11 protein-coding genes, 15 tRNA genes and 2 rRNA genes (1 of these 28 running past the window's edge) are annotated in these 14,947 nt (G+C 46.8%); all 28 read right to left on the minus strand.

From position 1 onward, the window contains the following. Positions 1 to 157: 157 nt before the first annotated feature. Positions 158 to 949 carry a TrmH family RNA methyltransferase gene (locus tag AR543_RS21035; protein WP_060536300.1) on the minus strand — a complete coding sequence of 264 codons (792 nt, stop codon included), beginning with the start codon at positions 947 to 949 and terminating at the stop codon, positions 158 to 160. Further along, on the minus strand, positions 949 to 1,611 hold the full coding sequence (locus AR543_RS21040) for a potassium channel family protein (RefSeq protein ID WP_060536301.1): 663 nt from the start codon (positions 1,609 to 1,611) through the stop codon (positions 949 to 951). The genes AR543_RS21035 and AR543_RS21040 overlap by 1 nt, the downstream gene beginning before the upstream one ends. Before the next feature lie 179 nt (positions 1,612 to 1,790). Further along, on the minus strand, positions 1,791 to 3,374 hold the full coding sequence (locus tag AR543_RS21045) for a peptide chain release factor 3 (protein ID WP_060536302.1): 1,584 nt from the start codon (positions 3,372 to 3,374) through the stop codon (positions 1,791 to 1,793). Positions 3,375 to 3,643: 269 nt separating this feature from the next. Continuing rightward, complete coding sequence (zwf, locus tag AR543_RS21050; RefSeq protein WP_060536303.1) at positions 3,644 to 5,197, minus strand: glucose-6-phosphate dehydrogenase; 1,554 nt, start codon at positions 5,195 to 5,197, stop codon at positions 3,644 to 3,646. A gap of 248 nt (positions 5,198 to 5,445) precedes the next feature. Continuing rightward, positions 5,446 to 6,093: a response regulator gene (locus tag AR543_RS21055; RefSeq protein WP_060536304.1), complete on the minus strand. Its 648-nt coding sequence runs from the start codon at positions 6,091 to 6,093 to the stop codon at positions 5,446 to 5,448. Between the two features lies 1 nt (position 6,094). Further along, a complete protein-coding gene (locus AR543_RS21060) occupies positions 6,095 to 7,159 on the minus strand; it encodes a sensor histidine kinase (protein ID WP_060536305.1) in 1,065 nt (354 codons plus the stop codon). A 235-nt stretch (positions 7,160 to 7,394) separates the two neighbouring features. Beyond that, positions 7,395 to 8,063 (minus strand): cell wall-active antibiotics response protein LiaF, encoded by a 669-nt coding sequence (liaF, locus tag AR543_RS21065; RefSeq protein ID WP_060536306.1) that lies wholly within the window; start codon positions 8,061 to 8,063, stop codon positions 7,395 to 7,397. A gap of 532 nt (positions 8,064 to 8,595) precedes the next feature. Beyond that, positions 8,596 to 9,330, minus strand: a complete 735-nt coding sequence (locus AR543_RS21070; protein WP_060536307.1) for a PspA/IM30 family protein — start codon at positions 9,328 to 9,330, stop codon at positions 8,596 to 8,598. 1 nt (position 9,331) lies between these two features. Continuing rightward, positions 9,332 to 9,829 carry a PspC domain-containing protein gene (locus AR543_RS21075; RefSeq protein WP_060536308.1) on the minus strand — a complete coding sequence of 166 codons (498 nt, stop codon included), beginning with the start codon at positions 9,827 to 9,829 and terminating at the stop codon, positions 9,332 to 9,334. A 3-nt stretch (positions 9,830 to 9,832) separates the two neighbouring features. Beyond that, positions 9,833 to 10,495, minus strand: coding sequence for a PspA/IM30 family protein (locus AR543_RS21080; RefSeq protein WP_060536309.1), 663 nt, complete (start codon positions 10,493 to 10,495; stop codon positions 9,833 to 9,835). A gap of 240 nt (positions 10,496 to 10,735) precedes the next feature. Beyond that, entirely contained in the window at positions 10,736 to 11,047 is a 312-nt protein-coding gene (locus tag AR543_RS21085) for a hypothetical protein (protein ID WP_060536310.1), read from the minus strand. 654 nt (positions 11,048 to 11,701) lie between these two features. Continuing rightward, positions 11,702 to 11,775, minus strand: a tRNA-Arg gene (locus AR543_RS21095). Between the two features lie 13 nt (positions 11,776 to 11,788). Continuing rightward, positions 11,789 to 11,862 (minus strand) — tRNA-Cys (locus AR543_RS21100). Positions 11,863 to 11,876: 14 nt separating this feature from the next. Then, positions 11,877 to 11,951 (minus strand) — tRNA-Gly (locus tag AR543_RS21105). 23 nt (positions 11,952 to 11,974) lie between these two features. Further along, positions 11,975 to 12,049, minus strand: a tRNA-Gln gene (locus AR543_RS21110). An 18-nt stretch (positions 12,050 to 12,067) separates the two neighbouring features. Beyond that, a tRNA-His gene (locus AR543_RS21115) sits at positions 12,068 to 12,140 on the minus strand. A gap of 26 nt (positions 12,141 to 12,166) precedes the next feature. After that, positions 12,167 to 12,240, minus strand: a tRNA-Trp gene (locus tag AR543_RS21120). 5 nt (positions 12,241 to 12,245) lie between these two features. Continuing rightward, positions 12,246 to 12,330, minus strand: a tRNA-Tyr gene (locus AR543_RS21125). Positions 12,331 to 12,334: 4 nt separating this feature from the next. After that, a tRNA-Thr gene (locus AR543_RS21130) sits at positions 12,335 to 12,410 on the minus strand. A 21-nt stretch (positions 12,411 to 12,431) separates the two neighbouring features. Then, positions 12,432 to 12,504, minus strand: a tRNA-Phe gene (locus AR543_RS21135). Between the two features lie 80 nt (positions 12,505 to 12,584). Then, positions 12,585 to 12,660: transfer RNA gene (locus AR543_RS21140), tRNA-Asp, on the minus strand. 7 nt (positions 12,661 to 12,667) lie between these two features. Next, positions 12,668 to 12,741: transfer RNA gene (locus AR543_RS21145), tRNA-Met, on the minus strand. 19 nt (positions 12,742 to 12,760) lie between these two features. Further along, a tRNA-Val gene (locus AR543_RS21150) sits at positions 12,761 to 12,836 on the minus strand. Positions 12,837 to 12,928: 92 nt separating this feature from the next. Continuing rightward, positions 12,929 to 13,000 (minus strand) — tRNA-Glu (locus tag AR543_RS21155). A 22-nt stretch (positions 13,001 to 13,022) separates the two neighbouring features. Continuing rightward, positions 13,023 to 13,114: transfer RNA gene (locus AR543_RS21160), tRNA-Ser, on the minus strand. Positions 13,115 to 13,117: 3 nt separating this feature from the next. Beyond that, positions 13,118 to 13,193: transfer RNA gene (locus tag AR543_RS21165), tRNA-Asn, on the minus strand. Positions 13,194 to 13,232: 39 nt separating this feature from the next. Then, positions 13,233 to 13,349: ribosomal RNA gene (rrf, locus tag AR543_RS21170) — 5S ribosomal RNA — on the minus strand. Positions 13,350 to 13,418: 69 nt separating this feature from the next. Further along, a 23S ribosomal RNA gene (locus tag AR543_RS21175) occupies positions 13,419 to 14,947 on the minus strand (it continues 1,394 nt past the right edge of the window).

Below are 14,947 nucleotides of genomic sequence, written 5' to 3' on the forward strand. Positions count from 1 at the left end.
CCGCAGAACCGGTAAAGCTAACGGGTCTGCGGTGTTTTTTGTACAACGAATATCTCACCATTCTTATTTCACACGTATCACTGGTTTGGCATACCGTAATATCTGTATCTCATCCAGATTCTCAGAACGGCTATAAATTCCTCGTAAAAATTATAATTTAGACGCCACGCTGACGCATCGCCTCAAACAACAAAATCGTCGATGCCATCGCCGCATTCAGCGATTCGGCCTGTCCCTGCATCGGGATCAGAATATGCTCGTCCACCATCGCTGCTGTAGACGCCGAGATTCCTTTTCCTTCATTGCCAATTACAATCCAGGCACCGCCGCCAAAATCATACGTATAGCATGATTTCTCTGCCTGCAGTGAAGTACTCAGCAGTACAGCTCCCTGTTCTTTGGCCGCAGGCAGAATCTCCTGCAAACTGCCTTCCAGCACCGGCAGATGGAACAGTGATCCCATTGTGGAACGAATCGTTTTGGGGTTATACAGATCGGCGCAGCCCTGTCCCAGGATCACGCCTGCTGCTCCTGAAGCATCGGCACTGCGGATGATCGTTCCTACATTGCCGGGGTCCTGTACGCCATCCAGTACAATGACAATGCCCTTTGGCTCTGTCAAAATGGATTGCAGCAGTGCATTACGCTTGTAGACAATCGCAAATACCGGCTGTGGTGTCCGGGTATCTGTACATTTGGCCAGAACGGCCTCCGACACAGCGACATACTGCGCTCCCCCAGAATACGAAGCGATATCGGTCTGCAGCTCGGCAGGTATTCCTTTTTCCGTATCATAGACAATATACTGGATATCCCAGTCGCTGCGCAGTGCTTCGCTAACCAGATGAATACCTTCAATAATGAACTTTTCCTGCTTGTCCCGGTACTTTTTCTCCAGCAACTGAGCCCATTCTTTTACACGTGCATTTTGCGTCGATAGAATTTCCATTAGTTTTCCAGATCCATTTCCATTTTAATCAAATCATGCTTTTGACCGACAATGACCAGTACATCTTCTGCTTTGAGCCGCTCTTCCGGTGCCGGAGCAATATTCATATGATTATTGCGCTTGATTGCCATCACATTGCAGCTGTAACGTGCCCGGATATTCAATTCAATCAGGTTATGACCGACCATCGAGTCGGTTGCTCTCATCTCGACGATGCTGTAGTCATTGGACAATTCTATATAATCCAGTACATTCGGTGAGGTCAGATGATGAGCGACCCGAACGCCCATATCCCGCTCCGGGAAAATGACTTTGTCCGCTCCGATCCGCTGCACTACCTTGCCATGCAGCTCATTCTGGGCTTTGACCAGAATCATCGGAATTTCCATTTCTTTCAGAATAAGGGTTGTCAGGATACTCGCCTGAATATCTTCACCAATCGCGACAACGACCACGTCAAAGTTGCGCAGTCCGAGTGCACGCAGTGCTTCCTCATCGGTAGAATCTGCGACAACCGCCTGTGTTGCAATATGGGAGACTTCCTGTACACGATGTTCATCCGAATCAATCGCCAGTACGTCAAATCCCATTTCACTCAGTGTTTTGGCAATACTGGAACCAAACCGGCCGATTCCAATAACTGCATACTGCCTTCTAGCCATAGTGTACCTCCAGCCTATTCATTAAAAGTAAACACCCTAATCGACTTTGTACATCTGTATATACTGATTATGATTCCAATCTAAATGTCGGATGTCATAAACAAATGCAGATTGCCGTACAGGAATCTTTGCTGTATTCGGCAATCTGCATATTCAACTTATTTCAGTAAATGATTAACTTATGGAGCAGTCTGCAGGAACTGTGCATCCGGATTTTTCTCCATCGCGGTACGCATCGCATATTCATTCTCGAACAGCACGACATAGTTGCCTTTTTTGTCTTTGACCAGAGTCGAGTTGATACGGAATTTGGACGGGTCCAGATTCTCGGCTACGATCCAGCGTGCAAACTGGAATGGCATACGCTGAAGCTGTACCTCCACACCATACTCATTTCTCATACGATATTCAAATACTTCAAATTGCAGCTGTCCGACAACGCCCAGAATGGTATCATCAAAGCTGACTGTATTAAATACCTGAATCGTACCTTCTTCTGTCAGCTGATCGATGCCTTTCTGATACTGCTTGTATTTGAGAGCATTTTTGGCAGTAACCTTGGCAAAAATCTCCGGCGAGAACGTCGGCAGCTCGTCGAATACAATGCTGCTTCCCTCACTCAGTGAATCTCCAATACGGAAAATGCCCGGATCGAACAAACCAATAATATCGCCTGGATACGCTGTTTGTACAATATCCCGATCCTGTGCGAGGAACTGCTGCGGCTGGGCCAGCTTGATATCTTTGCCAACACGCACATGCTTAACGCTCATACCACGTTCGAATTTGCCCGAGACAATACGCAGGAAAGCAATCCGGTCACGGTGCGCAGGATTCATATTTGCCTGGATTTTAAATACATAACCGCTGAACTTCTCGTTCGTTGGCTCGATCATACCCTCTGTACTGCGACGCGGCTCCGGCTTCGGTGCGAGTTCCAGGAAGTTCTCCAGGAACGTCTGCAGTCCAAAGTTATTGATCGCACTACCAAAGAAAATAGGAGTCAATTCACCTTTGAGTACTTTTTCGTAGTCAAATGGATCACCTGCTACATCTAACAGCTCCACATCCTGGCCCAACTGCTCGTACAGGAAGTCTCCCGCCATTTCTTTGATTAAAGGATCACGATAATCTTCCACTTTGCGTACTTCAATCGTGGAATGATCATCTCCCTGGAACAGCTCGACCTGATTTTTCATACGGTCATAGACGCCGCACAGTTCGCGGCCCATACCGATCGGCCAATTCATCGGTACCGAACGAATACCCAACACCTGCTCCAGCTCTTCCATCAGATCAAAAGGACTGCGTCCTTCACGGTCGAGTTTATTAATAAATGTGAAAATTGGAATACCACGCTGCGCACATACTTTGAACAGCTTGATCGTCTGGGCCTCGACCCCTTTGGCTACGTCAATCAGCATGACTGCCGCATCCGCTGCTGTCAGCGTACGATAGGTATCTTCACTGAAATCCTGGTGACCCGGTGTATCCAGAATATTAATCCGGTGACCATTATAATCAAATTGCATTACGGAAGACGTAACCGAGATACCACGCTGTTTCTCGATTTCCATCCAGTCACTGGTCGCGTGTTTGCTTGCTTTACGCGCTTTGACCGTACCTGCCAGACGAATTGCGCCACCGAACAGCAGCAGTTTTTCTGTCAGCGTTGTTTTACCCGCATCCGGGTGAGAGATAATCGCAAACGTTCTGCGTTTGTCGACTTCCTGTTGTAGTTCTTTATCTATCATTTTACTCATTATCATTTTCCCTTCATCACTTGAATAGACTGTACTTATTGTAGCATATCCACAGCAAAAACACTCTTATGTCATACCAACATAAGAGTGTTTATTCGATAAAAAACGCTTCTTTTATTGTAGGGTATTGAAAGTAAAGTGTCTATACATCCCTTGATAATCTTCAGATATTCAGTATAGATCCAACAAATAACTTCCTCTTTCCAGTTTCCCCTATACCATTTGGAAAATCGCTTTTCATTTTATCAATGTATCGCTGCTATTATCTTTTACCGGCTGTTGGCCTGCCAGATCACGTTATCCTCATCCTGACCGTTTACCGGCCACCAGTGGAATCCGTCCTGCTGCAGCAGCTGATGCGTCTCTTCCGGTCCCCATGAACCGGCTGGATAAGACTTTACATCGGATGGATGCTGCTTCCAGGCATGGTCGATATGATCGATAAAGCTCCATGCTGCAGCTACTTCATCCCAGCGGGTAAAGTAGGTAGAATCGCCCTGCGCCGCATCTTCCAGCAGACGTTCATATGCTTCGGGCGAGTTGATACCAATCATGCAGCTCTGGCAGAACTCCATGGCCAAAGGCTGAATTTCCGAGTCGGATCCCGGCTTTTTGGCGTTGATTTTGATATAAATGCCTTCCATCGGATTAACCCGGATGACCAGCAGATTCGGCTCCAGATTATGACGCTGTCCCAGATACACATTGGTCGGTGTACGCTTGAACTCCACGATAATCTCTGTTGTTTTTACCGGCAGGCGCTTGCCTGTACGAATATAGAAAGGCACACCAGCCCAGCGGAAATTATCTACGAATACACGCGCCGAGAAATACGTCTCTGTATTCGATTCCGGATCTACTTTGTCTTCCTCACGGTAACCCGGCAGTTCCTTGCCTTTGGCCGAGCCTGCTGTATACTGCGCGCGAACGACGTTTTTATCGACTTCTTCAGCCGTCAGATAAGGTCGCAGGGAACGCAGCACTTTAACCTTTTCATCATGAATATCTTCGGGTAGCAGACGGCTTGGCGGTTCCATCGCGATCATCGCCAGCATCTGCAGCATATGGTTCTGACCCATATCCCGCAGCGCACCGGAATGATCATAATACCCTCCACGTTCTTCTACCCCTACAGTTTCACTCAGGGTTATCTGTACATTGGCGATATGCTGATTATTCCACAGCGGCTCGAAAAAGGCATTACCGAATCGAATAACTTCGATATTCTGAACCATTTCCTTGCCCAGATAATGGTCAATCCGGAAAATCTCATCCTCTGCAAATACCTGTGCCAGTTCGGTATTGAGCTTACGCGCCGATTCCAGGTCATAACCAAATGGCTTCTCGATTACCAGGCGATTCCAGCCCTGTCCATCCATCATGCCACCTTCACGCAGATTCAGCGACACACTGCCGAACAATTCCGGTGCCAGTGCCAGGAAAAATAATCGGTTCCCCGGAATACTGAATTTCTGCTCCAGTCCTTCCGTCTGCTCACGCAGTTCACGGAACCCGTCCACATTGTTGATATCCAACGATTTATATTCAAAATGCTGCGCAAACTTATTCCAGTCTTCACCAGGCTGGATCTTGTAGCGGCAGAACTCATCGATCGATTCGTGCACATTATCACGGAATTCCTCATTGGTACGCGGACGCCGTGCTACACCAATAACCGCAAAATCTTCGGCCAGCTTTCCTTCACGGTACAAGCTGTAGATTGCGGGAAATAATTTGCGGCTGGCCAGATCGCCAGTAGCTCCGAAAATGAAAAATACGGCACTTGGGGCCTGCAATGTTTCAACGATTGGGTTATCTGTCATGGCTCCTCCACTTTCTATGTAAATTTTTGTTTTACCGCATACAGGTGCTATACAAAAATCACTTGTGTAGAATGATGCTCATGATGCTTCATACGCCCTCAAAGTATACACCTTCAGGCAAACGTATTTTACCATAATTACCCGGATTACTGCTATCTAACCACACATAAAAAGTACTTATAGCCTTTACAACTAAATCTGATAAACATATTTTGATATCTATTTATCAACATATTTATTCAATATTTTTATTCAGCCAGACCATTTTTATAAGCATAAATAGCTGCCTGTGTACGATCTTCTACACCCAGCTTGGCCAGCAGGTTGGTTACATGGAATTTGACGGTTTTGATACCGATAATCAGCTCGTCTGCAATATCCTGATTGGATTTACCTTGAGCCAGCAAGCGCAGTACATCCATCTCCCGTTCTGTCAGCTGCTCATGCAGCGCACGTTCAGCCGGCGCGCGGAAGCGGCTCATCATTTTGGAAGCCACCTGGGATTCCAGCACAGACTGTCCACGGGCAGCCGCACGGATAGCATCCGCAATTTCACTGGCACGTGATGTTTTCAGTAAATAGCTAAAAGCGCCTGCCTCGATCACCGGATACATTTTCTCGTCATCCAGATAACTGGTCAGCACAATCACCTTGCACTGGGGATTGATTTCCAATACACGGCGAGTCGCTTCTATTCCATCCATGCCATCCATGACCAGATCCATCAGTACTACATCGGGATTATATTCCTGGGCAAGCCGAATGCCGTCTGTTCCGTTGCTCGCTTCCCCTACCACTTCAATCCCATCTTCCGTATCCAGTACAGCAGCCAGGCCGATACGTACCATTTCATGATCATCGACCAGCAGCACTTTGATCAGTTCATTGTTATCCATCTTATTGAGCCCACCCGCTTTCTTCTGTATTCAAAGTTACGATCGGCACTACAATTTCGATCCGCGTTCCTTTGCCAGGCGCCGTAATGTACTGAATCGTACCACCAATCTCATTAATCCGTTCCCTCATGGTAGACAGCCCATAAGACGTCTGCTTGGTATCATCCAGTTCAAAGCCTATACCATCATCACGCAGCGTAACACGTACCGAATCTGCTTTTTGCACAATTCTGATTTCCATCCGGCTGGCCTTGGCATGGCGCAGTGTATTGGATAGTGCTTCTTGTACAATACGGAACAGATGATTCTCTACCCCTTTGAGCAGGCGCAGGTCTTCATCCATCTCCAGCGCAATCTCCATCGGAATTTTGGCCTGCAATTCCTGCACAAGCTCCTGTATTCCTTCATATAACCGTTTGCCTTCCAGATAAACCGGACGCAAATGCAGCAAAAGAGCTCTCATCTCCGATTGCGCGACCGAGGACATTTCCTCAATCAACTCTACCTGCCGTTTGGCACGCTGCAGATCCTTGTCAAACGTTCGTCCTACCGCAGTCGCAGTCATCGATATCGCAAATAGCTGCTGGGATACCGCATCATGCAGTTCGCGTGCCAGCCGCTGTCTTTCCTCGATAATAGCAGATACCCGAGCCTGTTCAGCCAGCTGTGCATTATTGGTCGACAAACGCTGTAGACTGGAGATTTGATCGCCCCATTTTTTACCGATCCGGTCCATCTGCTCGCCTAGACGCGCCCATTCATCGCTCCCCCATTCTGGAGCGGATTGAGACCAGCTGCCTTTTTCCCACATCAATAGTGTATCCCGCAGCTTGCCCAGACGCATTTTCAGACGAAGTGCTTGATACAGTCCATATAAGACACCTACTGTAATTACCGGGATACAAAGAGCTACACCTGTACGCAGTATGGACTCCCACGTATAATCAATAACCAGATGTCCCGACGTATAGAGTACATAGACTACCACGATTAATAAAAGGACTGCCATTAGCACTCCTTCACTCATACTGCGGACGATGATATCCGCAGACTTTTTATCTTTCATGCGTCAAGCCTCCATTCCGTCATGACATTACCGAATCCTCTACAATAACCTGTGTTATATATATGTTCGCCACCTGTGTTTTACATATGCTTGCTCAGACCCATCTTCCCTATTCTAGTACCGATTAGAGCGAACAGTGACATATAACTTTGTATATTAACCCATAGTGTACAACGACCTATAATTGGTATAGCAAACGATGTGCTAAATCATAAACTGCAACTATCTTCTTGCATCAAGCCGATAAGCGAATATTTAGATCACCGGCCACATAGAAAATGACTAGCTTCACACGCTGTGCACTGTTCAGGTAGTTGGCTGATTTCCACTGTACCCGGTTGAGTACACCCTGACGACGTTCCATTCCCATAGGATGTTCTGGATTAAATCCGATTTGCCCAAACAGCAAATGAGCTTCAATCTCCACACCATACTCCTCCGGAATCACAAAATCAAGATCACCAATCAGCCCATGGAAATAAAGCACTGTATCCGGCTCTTCTGCCATCGCCAGCGACAAATCGCAATCAATATCACCAATAGCATGCCAGGAGCTGGTACTGCGCATCATCCAGGGATCACGGTTATACTGAACAGTTTTGATAAAGTTCTGCTGGGAAAAATGCTTTTGCCCACCATGAGCTTTATTCGCACGCACATAAAAAATACCCAGCGAAATCAATCCTATTCCCAGTACCAGCGCCAGATGATCCAGCAGCAGCAAACCTGCTCCGGTTCCGAGACAAATATATCCTTTACGCATCTTTCCATGACGAAGGGCAATAACCCCGATTAGCAGCAAAAGAAGGGCGACAATAGTAAAAAATCCAACATACGGTCCCAGCAGAACAAGCATCCCAATACCAATCAGCATTACAGCAAAAGCTTCTCTTTTTCTACTCATGTCACACCTCCTTCACTGCCAATAATTAGTGGAAAAGCCATACGGCATGCATGAGACACACGCTGTATGGCTTAGCTTTTCCTAGCATATCATATTATTCGCTTGCCGACTAACTGTATATCTTTGTTTGATTTTGTTCCTTGTATTTCTTGCTTGATATTGCGTACTTTTACTTGTTAATTGGCAAGGACAAGTCTTGGTTTATAACGCTTACTTGTCATTCTTGTTTGGTCATTCTTAATTGGCAATTCTTATTTGATAGTTCTTACTTGGTAGTGATTTTTTTAGTTCTTTTGCTTGGTAGCTCTCACTTAGTAGTTCTTTTTGGTGCTTTTGCTTGGTAGCTCTTACTGATCACTTCGCATTTTTTACCTGTGTCTGATATTCCTTACTTCGTTTCGCTTATTTAGGATTCTTGATAGTATCTTTTAATAAGCTTTCCAGCTTAATATTCTTTGCTCCCGATCTCTAACGCAGCACCGCTTGATTAATAGCTTTGCTTACTATCTTTGCTGCACTACGCTATTACCAATTAATGGCGTGAATTTTCATCCGCCGGGCTTGCGCTGGACTCGATTGTTTTCGGAGCAGAAGAACCGGACAATTTATTTTTCAGCAGATTAAGTTGCTCATCTACTTTCATTTGCTTTTCTGCCTGCTCTGCACTGATGTACGGAGTATTGTATCCGGAACTATAAGGAACACGCATTACATCTGCTTCTGCTTCCAGCTGCATGATTTTTTCTTCCATACGGCTGAATCCGAGAGAAGCGCCTCCTTTATCAATAGAGTTAACGGAACTCATTTGAGACATTTGTTTTTTTGCTTTAGCCATTTGTGCACGGGATACCAGTTCATTGCGCTTGTTACGCATTTTGTAGAACTCGTCTTTCATTTCATGCAGCTGCTGCATCAGATCGGATACCTGACCTTTGGCTTGTGCATGCATATCACCGTATTCTGTATATTTCTGATCAAAGTAGATTTTTTCTTCTAGCAGCTTGCGAGCCACTTCTTCCTGGCCGTTTTTGAGAGCAGCTGTTGCCTGGCTTTCACGTTGTACCGCCATACGTCCAGCTTCCTCGACGCGTTGTTTCATACGGCGCTCGTTTGCCATTTGTTTGGCTACAGTTACCTCCGCTTGATGAATTTCAGCTTCCATATCGCGCAGATACTGGTTAAGCATTACAATTGGATCTTCCACCTTATCCAGTAATTCGTTCACCGATGCCTTTGTCATATCTTTCAATCTTTTAAATACTCCCATGTTATTGTTCTCCCTTCTCGATTTGAGCAATTTTTTTGCGTAATTCTTCAACTTCTTTACGAAGTGCTTTTTTCTCGATATCTTCCATCATGGAGTCCAGATCAGCCTTTTTGCGGCTAACCGGATCCGGCTGTTCATAAGGGGGACGATTCTTCCCAAAGTCACGCGAATTGCTTTTATGAGGAGCATCATACGTATTGGGCTCATAAGCATTCTGGGAAGTTCCCCAGTACCCGCCATACGTATGACGCGGACCATAACGGTCTTCCGGCTGCTGGTCATAAGGACCATATTCGAACGGACGATACATTGGTGGCTCTTTGGGTACGATAAATATAGCCACCAGATAAATCAGAATTGATGCTGCGCCGGTAAACGGAATGCTGAGAATAAACAATACTCTGAGCAGTGTAGGGTTAATCTGAAAATACTCTGCCAGTCCCCCAGTCAAACCTGTAAGTATCAGGTCATGTGAGGAGCGGTATAACTTAGGCCGCATAAATTAACCCTCCTTCCGTTCATCGTCCAGCTTGCGTCTCAGACGCTCCAGCTCTTCATCCAGATCCGTGCTGGTAGTACCCGAAGAATACTGATCCATCTGTCGTACATCCCGCATTGCTTTGGCTTCCATTTCCCAATCGGAAATCCGATCTTCCAAACGTCCAAAGGAAGGTGGGTTATTCTGTCCGGAGCCTCCAAAGCGGCGATTCATCTGCTGCTGCAAACGTAGCGTCTCCATACGTGCATAATAGTACTCACGCTTGCTGTACACAGCCTGATACTCGGATTTCAACGTATTCAGCTGATATTCAATTTCGCTAAGCGATTCTTTGTTTTTGTTCAACAAATCAGTATATTGTGTTTCTTTTTCCTCATACATTACTTTTTCCTGCAGAGCCATACGAGCCAAATCTTCTTCTTCTGCTTTGAGAGCCAGCATCGCCTGTTCTTCACGCTTTTTGCGCATAGAAGCTGCTTTTTCCACATGTTGATGAAGCTGACGGGTGTGCTGTGCTATGTTGTTGTAGAGCTTTTCTGCTTCTGTAATTTCCTGCCGTGTATCCAATAGGAACTGGTCGATCAGTCTTACTGGATCCTGACTTTGCTCCAGCTTTTCATTTAAAGTAGCTACGGTAATATCCCGTATACGTTTAAACATATTCATCGTATTGTGCTCCCTCCTTTACGTACTTTCTCCAATCATACAGTGCGATTGTGGATCACATCATTTCCCAATAGATAGTATCATGAGAATCATTTAGAAACGTGAACGATCTGTTGCAAAACCGTCGGTTTGGACTGTGTCACCCATATTACAGCGTACTTATTATTTATCGTAAAGTACTTTAGGCTTTATTAGCAACTTACCCATTCGCTTGAATGAGGACGCGATTTTAGCCCTGAATTAATACGTTTGACGACGATTTTTCAGGATGGTTATTCCCCAGATCACCAATGCTATTCCAAGGATAGGACCGATAAGGAAGGACAGTTTTGCAAACAGGATACATGCACCAATAATGCTCAGTATAATTCCCAATACTTTTCTTCCACTTTGAAGAGCGTAGTAACCGAGGATCAGCAGCACTACCGGAATCAGCAGCCCAACGAGTTCTCCCAACAAATTATGTACTACAGGGAAGAACTTGCCGAATACCATCAGAATACCTACTGCGATCAAACTTACCGCCGCGATACTTTTACTATTGATATTCATTCCATTCACCTCCTTCTCATTAAAACTTCTTGCCAGAGTCAATAAGGTCTAATTCATCGTCCAGTTCACTAGCATGTGATAATTAAATTGGCAGTTGGAGGCAAGTTACGATGTCTCTCTACCGTTCTGCCAGGCGAACAATTATGTCATCGCCTTATATTTACATTCTAATGCAGTACACATTCGTCCGAAATGGTCTGGGGATGGTATTTTATACTAGACCTAAGACGGGGCTTCTTCTAGACCAATCAGTCAGATTAAGCCACATGATAACTTACAACAGACTCAACAAGAGCATAAGATACAATAAGAGCATAAAGGAACATTTCAGAAAAATAGTGAACGTACTAGATGTATAAGACGGTCAAATAAGTAATTAAGCGGATAGAACTAATGAAGTGGTTGTACCGGCTTTGAAGTAATGAATTTAGAGTATAAAGGAGGTCTTACATGTAGAAACAGTAATGAAGAAATAATGGAGAAATAATAACGCAGAAGTACTGACATAAGAGCTATACGTAGAGCTAAGAGCTAAGAGCTAAGAGCTATGAATTAAAAACTAAAAAAGCAATAAATACATATATATACGAAAAAAGTCTGATACAGCTACTATATAAAGTAGTTATATCAGACTTTTCACTTCCTGACTGGAAACGCGCCCTAAGAGATTCGAACTCCTGACCTTTTGATTCGTAGTCAAACGCTCTATCCAGCTGAGCTAAGGGCGCTCAAAAAAAATACTGGAGGCGCCACCCAGATTCGAACTGGGGATAAAGCTTTTGCAGAGCTGTGCCTTACCACTTGGCTATGGCGCCATATGAAATTGTATTGGAGCGGACGACGGGAATCGAACCCGCGACCCTCGCCTTGGCAAGGCGATGCTCTACCGCTGAGCCACGTCCGCTCATTGAGAAAATCGAGAAAAAATGGCTGGGGATATAGGATTCGAACCTATGCGTGACGGAGTCAAAGTCCGTTGCCTTACCGCTTGGCTAATCCCCAATATCAAAAAAATAAAAGGGCGATCGACGGGAATTGAACCCGCGAATGTCGGATTCACAGTCCGATGCGTTAACCCCTTCGCCACGACCGCCATACTATACAGTTTATAAAATAAATTGGCAGGGGCAGCAGGAATTGAACCCACACCAACGGTTTTGGAGACCGTTGTTCTACCTTTAAACTATGCCCCTATAACTGGTGGAGGCTGATGGATTCGAACCACCGAACTCGGAGAGAACAGATTTACAGTCTGCTGCGTTTGGCCACTTCGCTAAGCCTCCACAATGGTGCCGGCGAGAGGATTTGAACCCCCGACCTACTGATTACAAGTCAGTTGCTCTACCAACTGAGCTACACCGGCATAAAGTATTAAATTAAAAGGTGGCTCGGGACGGAATCGAACCGCCGACACGAGGATTTTCAGTCCTCTGCTCTACCGACTGAGCTACCGAGCCGTAGCTTGATGTATTGCTGTGTGTCGACTCGTCTACTCTAATTCATCTTGCGATTCCCAAGTAGTGAGTGATACTAAAAATGGCGGAACCGACGGGATTTGAACCCGCGATCTCCTGCGTGACAGGCAGGCATGTTAACCCCTACACCACGGTTCCAAAACTATTGCGGGGACAGGATTTGAACCTGTGACCTTCGGGTTATGAGCCCGACGAGCTACCGGACTGCTCCACCCCGCGTCGTCATACAAAATATCTATGGTGGAGACTGAGGGGATCGAACCCCCGACCCTCTGCTTGTAAGGCAGATGCTCTCCCAGCTGAGCTAAGTCTCCATAGGACACAAGAGTGATTGTAACATGTATTCAAAGTTAATGTCAAACATTTACTTATTATGTACAATTCATTCCTGCATTAAGTAAAACAATGACCCGTAGGGGATTCGAACCCCTGTTACCTCCGTGAAAGGGAGGTGTCTTAACCCCTTGACCAACGGGCCTTACTATTATAGAGAAGAAATATGGCGGAGAGAGAGGGATTCGAACCCTCGAGACGCTTGTGACGCCTACACGATTTCCAATCGTGCTCCTTCGGCCAACTCGGACACCTCTCCATATGGCTCCCCGAACAGGACTCGAACCTGTGACAACTCGATTAACAGTCGAGTGCTCTACCAACTGAGCTATCAGGGAATAATACCCGCTCGTGCGAGCGGAAGTCTTGCTGTTTTCGCTTGGCAACGTCCTACTCTCCCAGGACCCTGCGGTCCAAGTACCATCGGCGCTGGAGGGCTTAACGGTCGTGTTCGGGATGGGTACGTGTGGAACCCCTCCGCCATCATCACCAAACGTCTTACTTACCAGGTTGATCACCTGAAAACTGAATCCGAAACGAAACATCGCTGCTTTAGAAGCTTTTTGGATAAGCCCTCGACCGATTAGTATTGGTCAGCTCCATGCATTGCTGCACTTCCACCCCCAACCTATCTACCTCGTCGTCTTCAAGGGGTCTTACTAGTTGGGAAATCTCATCTTGAGGGGGGCTTCACGCTTAGATGCTTTCAGCGCTTATCCCGTCCGCACGTAGCTACCCAGCGATGCTCCTGGCGGAACAACTGGTACACCAGCGGTGCGTCCATCCCGGTCCTCTCGTACTAAGGACAGCTCCTCTCAAATTTCCTGCGCCCACGACAGATAGGGACCGAACTGTCTCACGACGTTCTGAACCCAGCTCGCGTACCGCTTTAATGGGCGAACAGCCCAACCCTTGGGACCTACTTCAGCCCCAGGATGCGATGAGCCGACATCGAGGTGCCAAACCTCCCCGTCGATGTGGACTCTTGGGGGAGATAAGCCTGTTATCCCCAGGGTAGCTTTTATCCGTTGAGCGATGGCCCTTCCATGCGGTACCACCGGATCACTAAGCCCGACTTTCGTCCCTGCTCGACTTGTAGGTCTCGCAGTCAAGCTCCCTTATGCCTTTACACTCTTCGAATGATTTCCAACCATTCTGAGGGAACCTTAGGGCGCCTCCGTTACATTTTAGGAGGCGACCGCCCCAGTCAAACTGCCCACCTGACACGGTCCCTGTACCGGATCACGGTACCAGGTTAGAACTCAGATGCGATCAGGGTGGTATCCCAACGGCGCCTCCAAGGAAGCTTGCGCTCCCTCTTCGTAGGCTCCCACCTATCCTGTACAAATCGCACCCCAGTTCAATATCAAGCTGCAGTAAAGCTCCATGGGGTCTTTCCGTCTTGTCGCGGGTAACCTGCATCTTCACAGGTATTAAAATTTCACCGGATCTCTCGTTGAGACAGCGCCCAAATCGTTACGCCATTCGTGCGGGTCAGAATTTACCTGACAAGGAATTTCGCTACCTTAGGACCGTTATAGTTACGGCCGCCGTTTACTGGGGCTTCGGTTCATAGCTTCGCTTGCGCTAACCACTCCCCTTAACCTTCCAGCACCGGGCAGGCGTCAGCCCGTATACTTCGCCTTGCGGCTTCGCACAGACCTGTGTTTTTGCTAAACAGTCGCTTGGGCCTTTTCACTGCGGCCCCCTCGTGCTATTCACACTACCGGGGCACCCCTTCTCCCGAAGTTACGGGGTCATTTTGCCGAGTTCCTTAACGAGAGTTCTTCCGCGCGCCTTAGAATTCTCTTCTCGCCCACCTGTGTCGGTTTGCGGTACGGGCACCTGCTTCCTGGCTAGAGGCTTTTCTTGGCAGTGTGAGATCATGACCTTCGCTACTATAATTTTCGCTCCCCATCACAGCCTGGCCTTAGAGCATGCGGATTTACCTACATGCAAGCCTCACTGCTTAGACGGACATCCATCAGTCCGCGTCACTACCCTCCTGCGTCACCCCATTGCTCATAACGGCTTTCGGTGGTACAGGAATTTCAACCTGTTGTCCGTCGACTACGCCTTTCGGCCTCGCCTT

Source organism: Paenibacillus bovis (assembly GCF_001421015.2).
Taxonomy (GTDB): Bacteria; Bacillota; Bacilli; order Paenibacillales; family Paenibacillaceae; genus Saccharibacillus; species Saccharibacillus bovis.

Coding starts and splice junctions, on each gene's coding strand:
- AR543_RS21035 (WP_060536300.1), bottom strand. CDS start 949: ATGGAAATTCTATCGACGCAAAATGCACGTGTAAAAGAATGGGCTCAG.
- AR543_RS21040 (WP_060536301.1), bottom strand. CDS start 1,611: ATGGCTAGAAGGCAGTATGCAGTTATTGGAATCGGCCGGTTTGGTTCC.
- AR543_RS21045 (WP_060536302.1), bottom strand. CDS start 3,374: ATGAGTAAAATGATAGATAAAGAACTACAACAGGAAGTCGACAAACGC.
- zwf (WP_060536303.1), bottom strand. CDS start 5,197: ATGACAGATAACCCAATCGTTGAAACATTGCAGGCCCCAAGTGCCGTA.
- AR543_RS21055 (WP_060536304.1), bottom strand. CDS start 6,093: ATGGATAACAATGAACTGATCAAAGTGCTGCTGGTCGATGATCATGAA.
- AR543_RS21060 (WP_060536305.1), bottom strand. CDS start 7,159: ATGAAAGATAAAAAGTCTGCGGATATCATCGTCCGCAGTATGAGTGAA.
- liaF (WP_060536306.1), bottom strand. CDS start 8,063: ATGAGTAGAAAAAGAGAAGCTTTTGCTGTAATGCTGATTGGTATTGGG.
- AR543_RS21070 (WP_060536307.1), bottom strand. CDS start 9,330: ATGGGAGTATTTAAAAGATTGAAAGATATGACAAAGGCATCGGTGAAC.
- AR543_RS21075 (WP_060536308.1), bottom strand. CDS start 9,829: ATGCGGCCTAAGTTATACCGCTCCTCACATGACCTGATACTTACAGGT.
- AR543_RS21080 (WP_060536309.1), bottom strand. CDS start 10,495: ATGAATATGTTTAAACGTATACGGGATATTACCGTAGCTACTTTAAAT.
- AR543_RS21085 (WP_060536310.1), bottom strand. CDS start 11,047: ATGAATATCAATAGTAAAAGTATCGCGGCGGTAAGTTTGATCGCAGTA.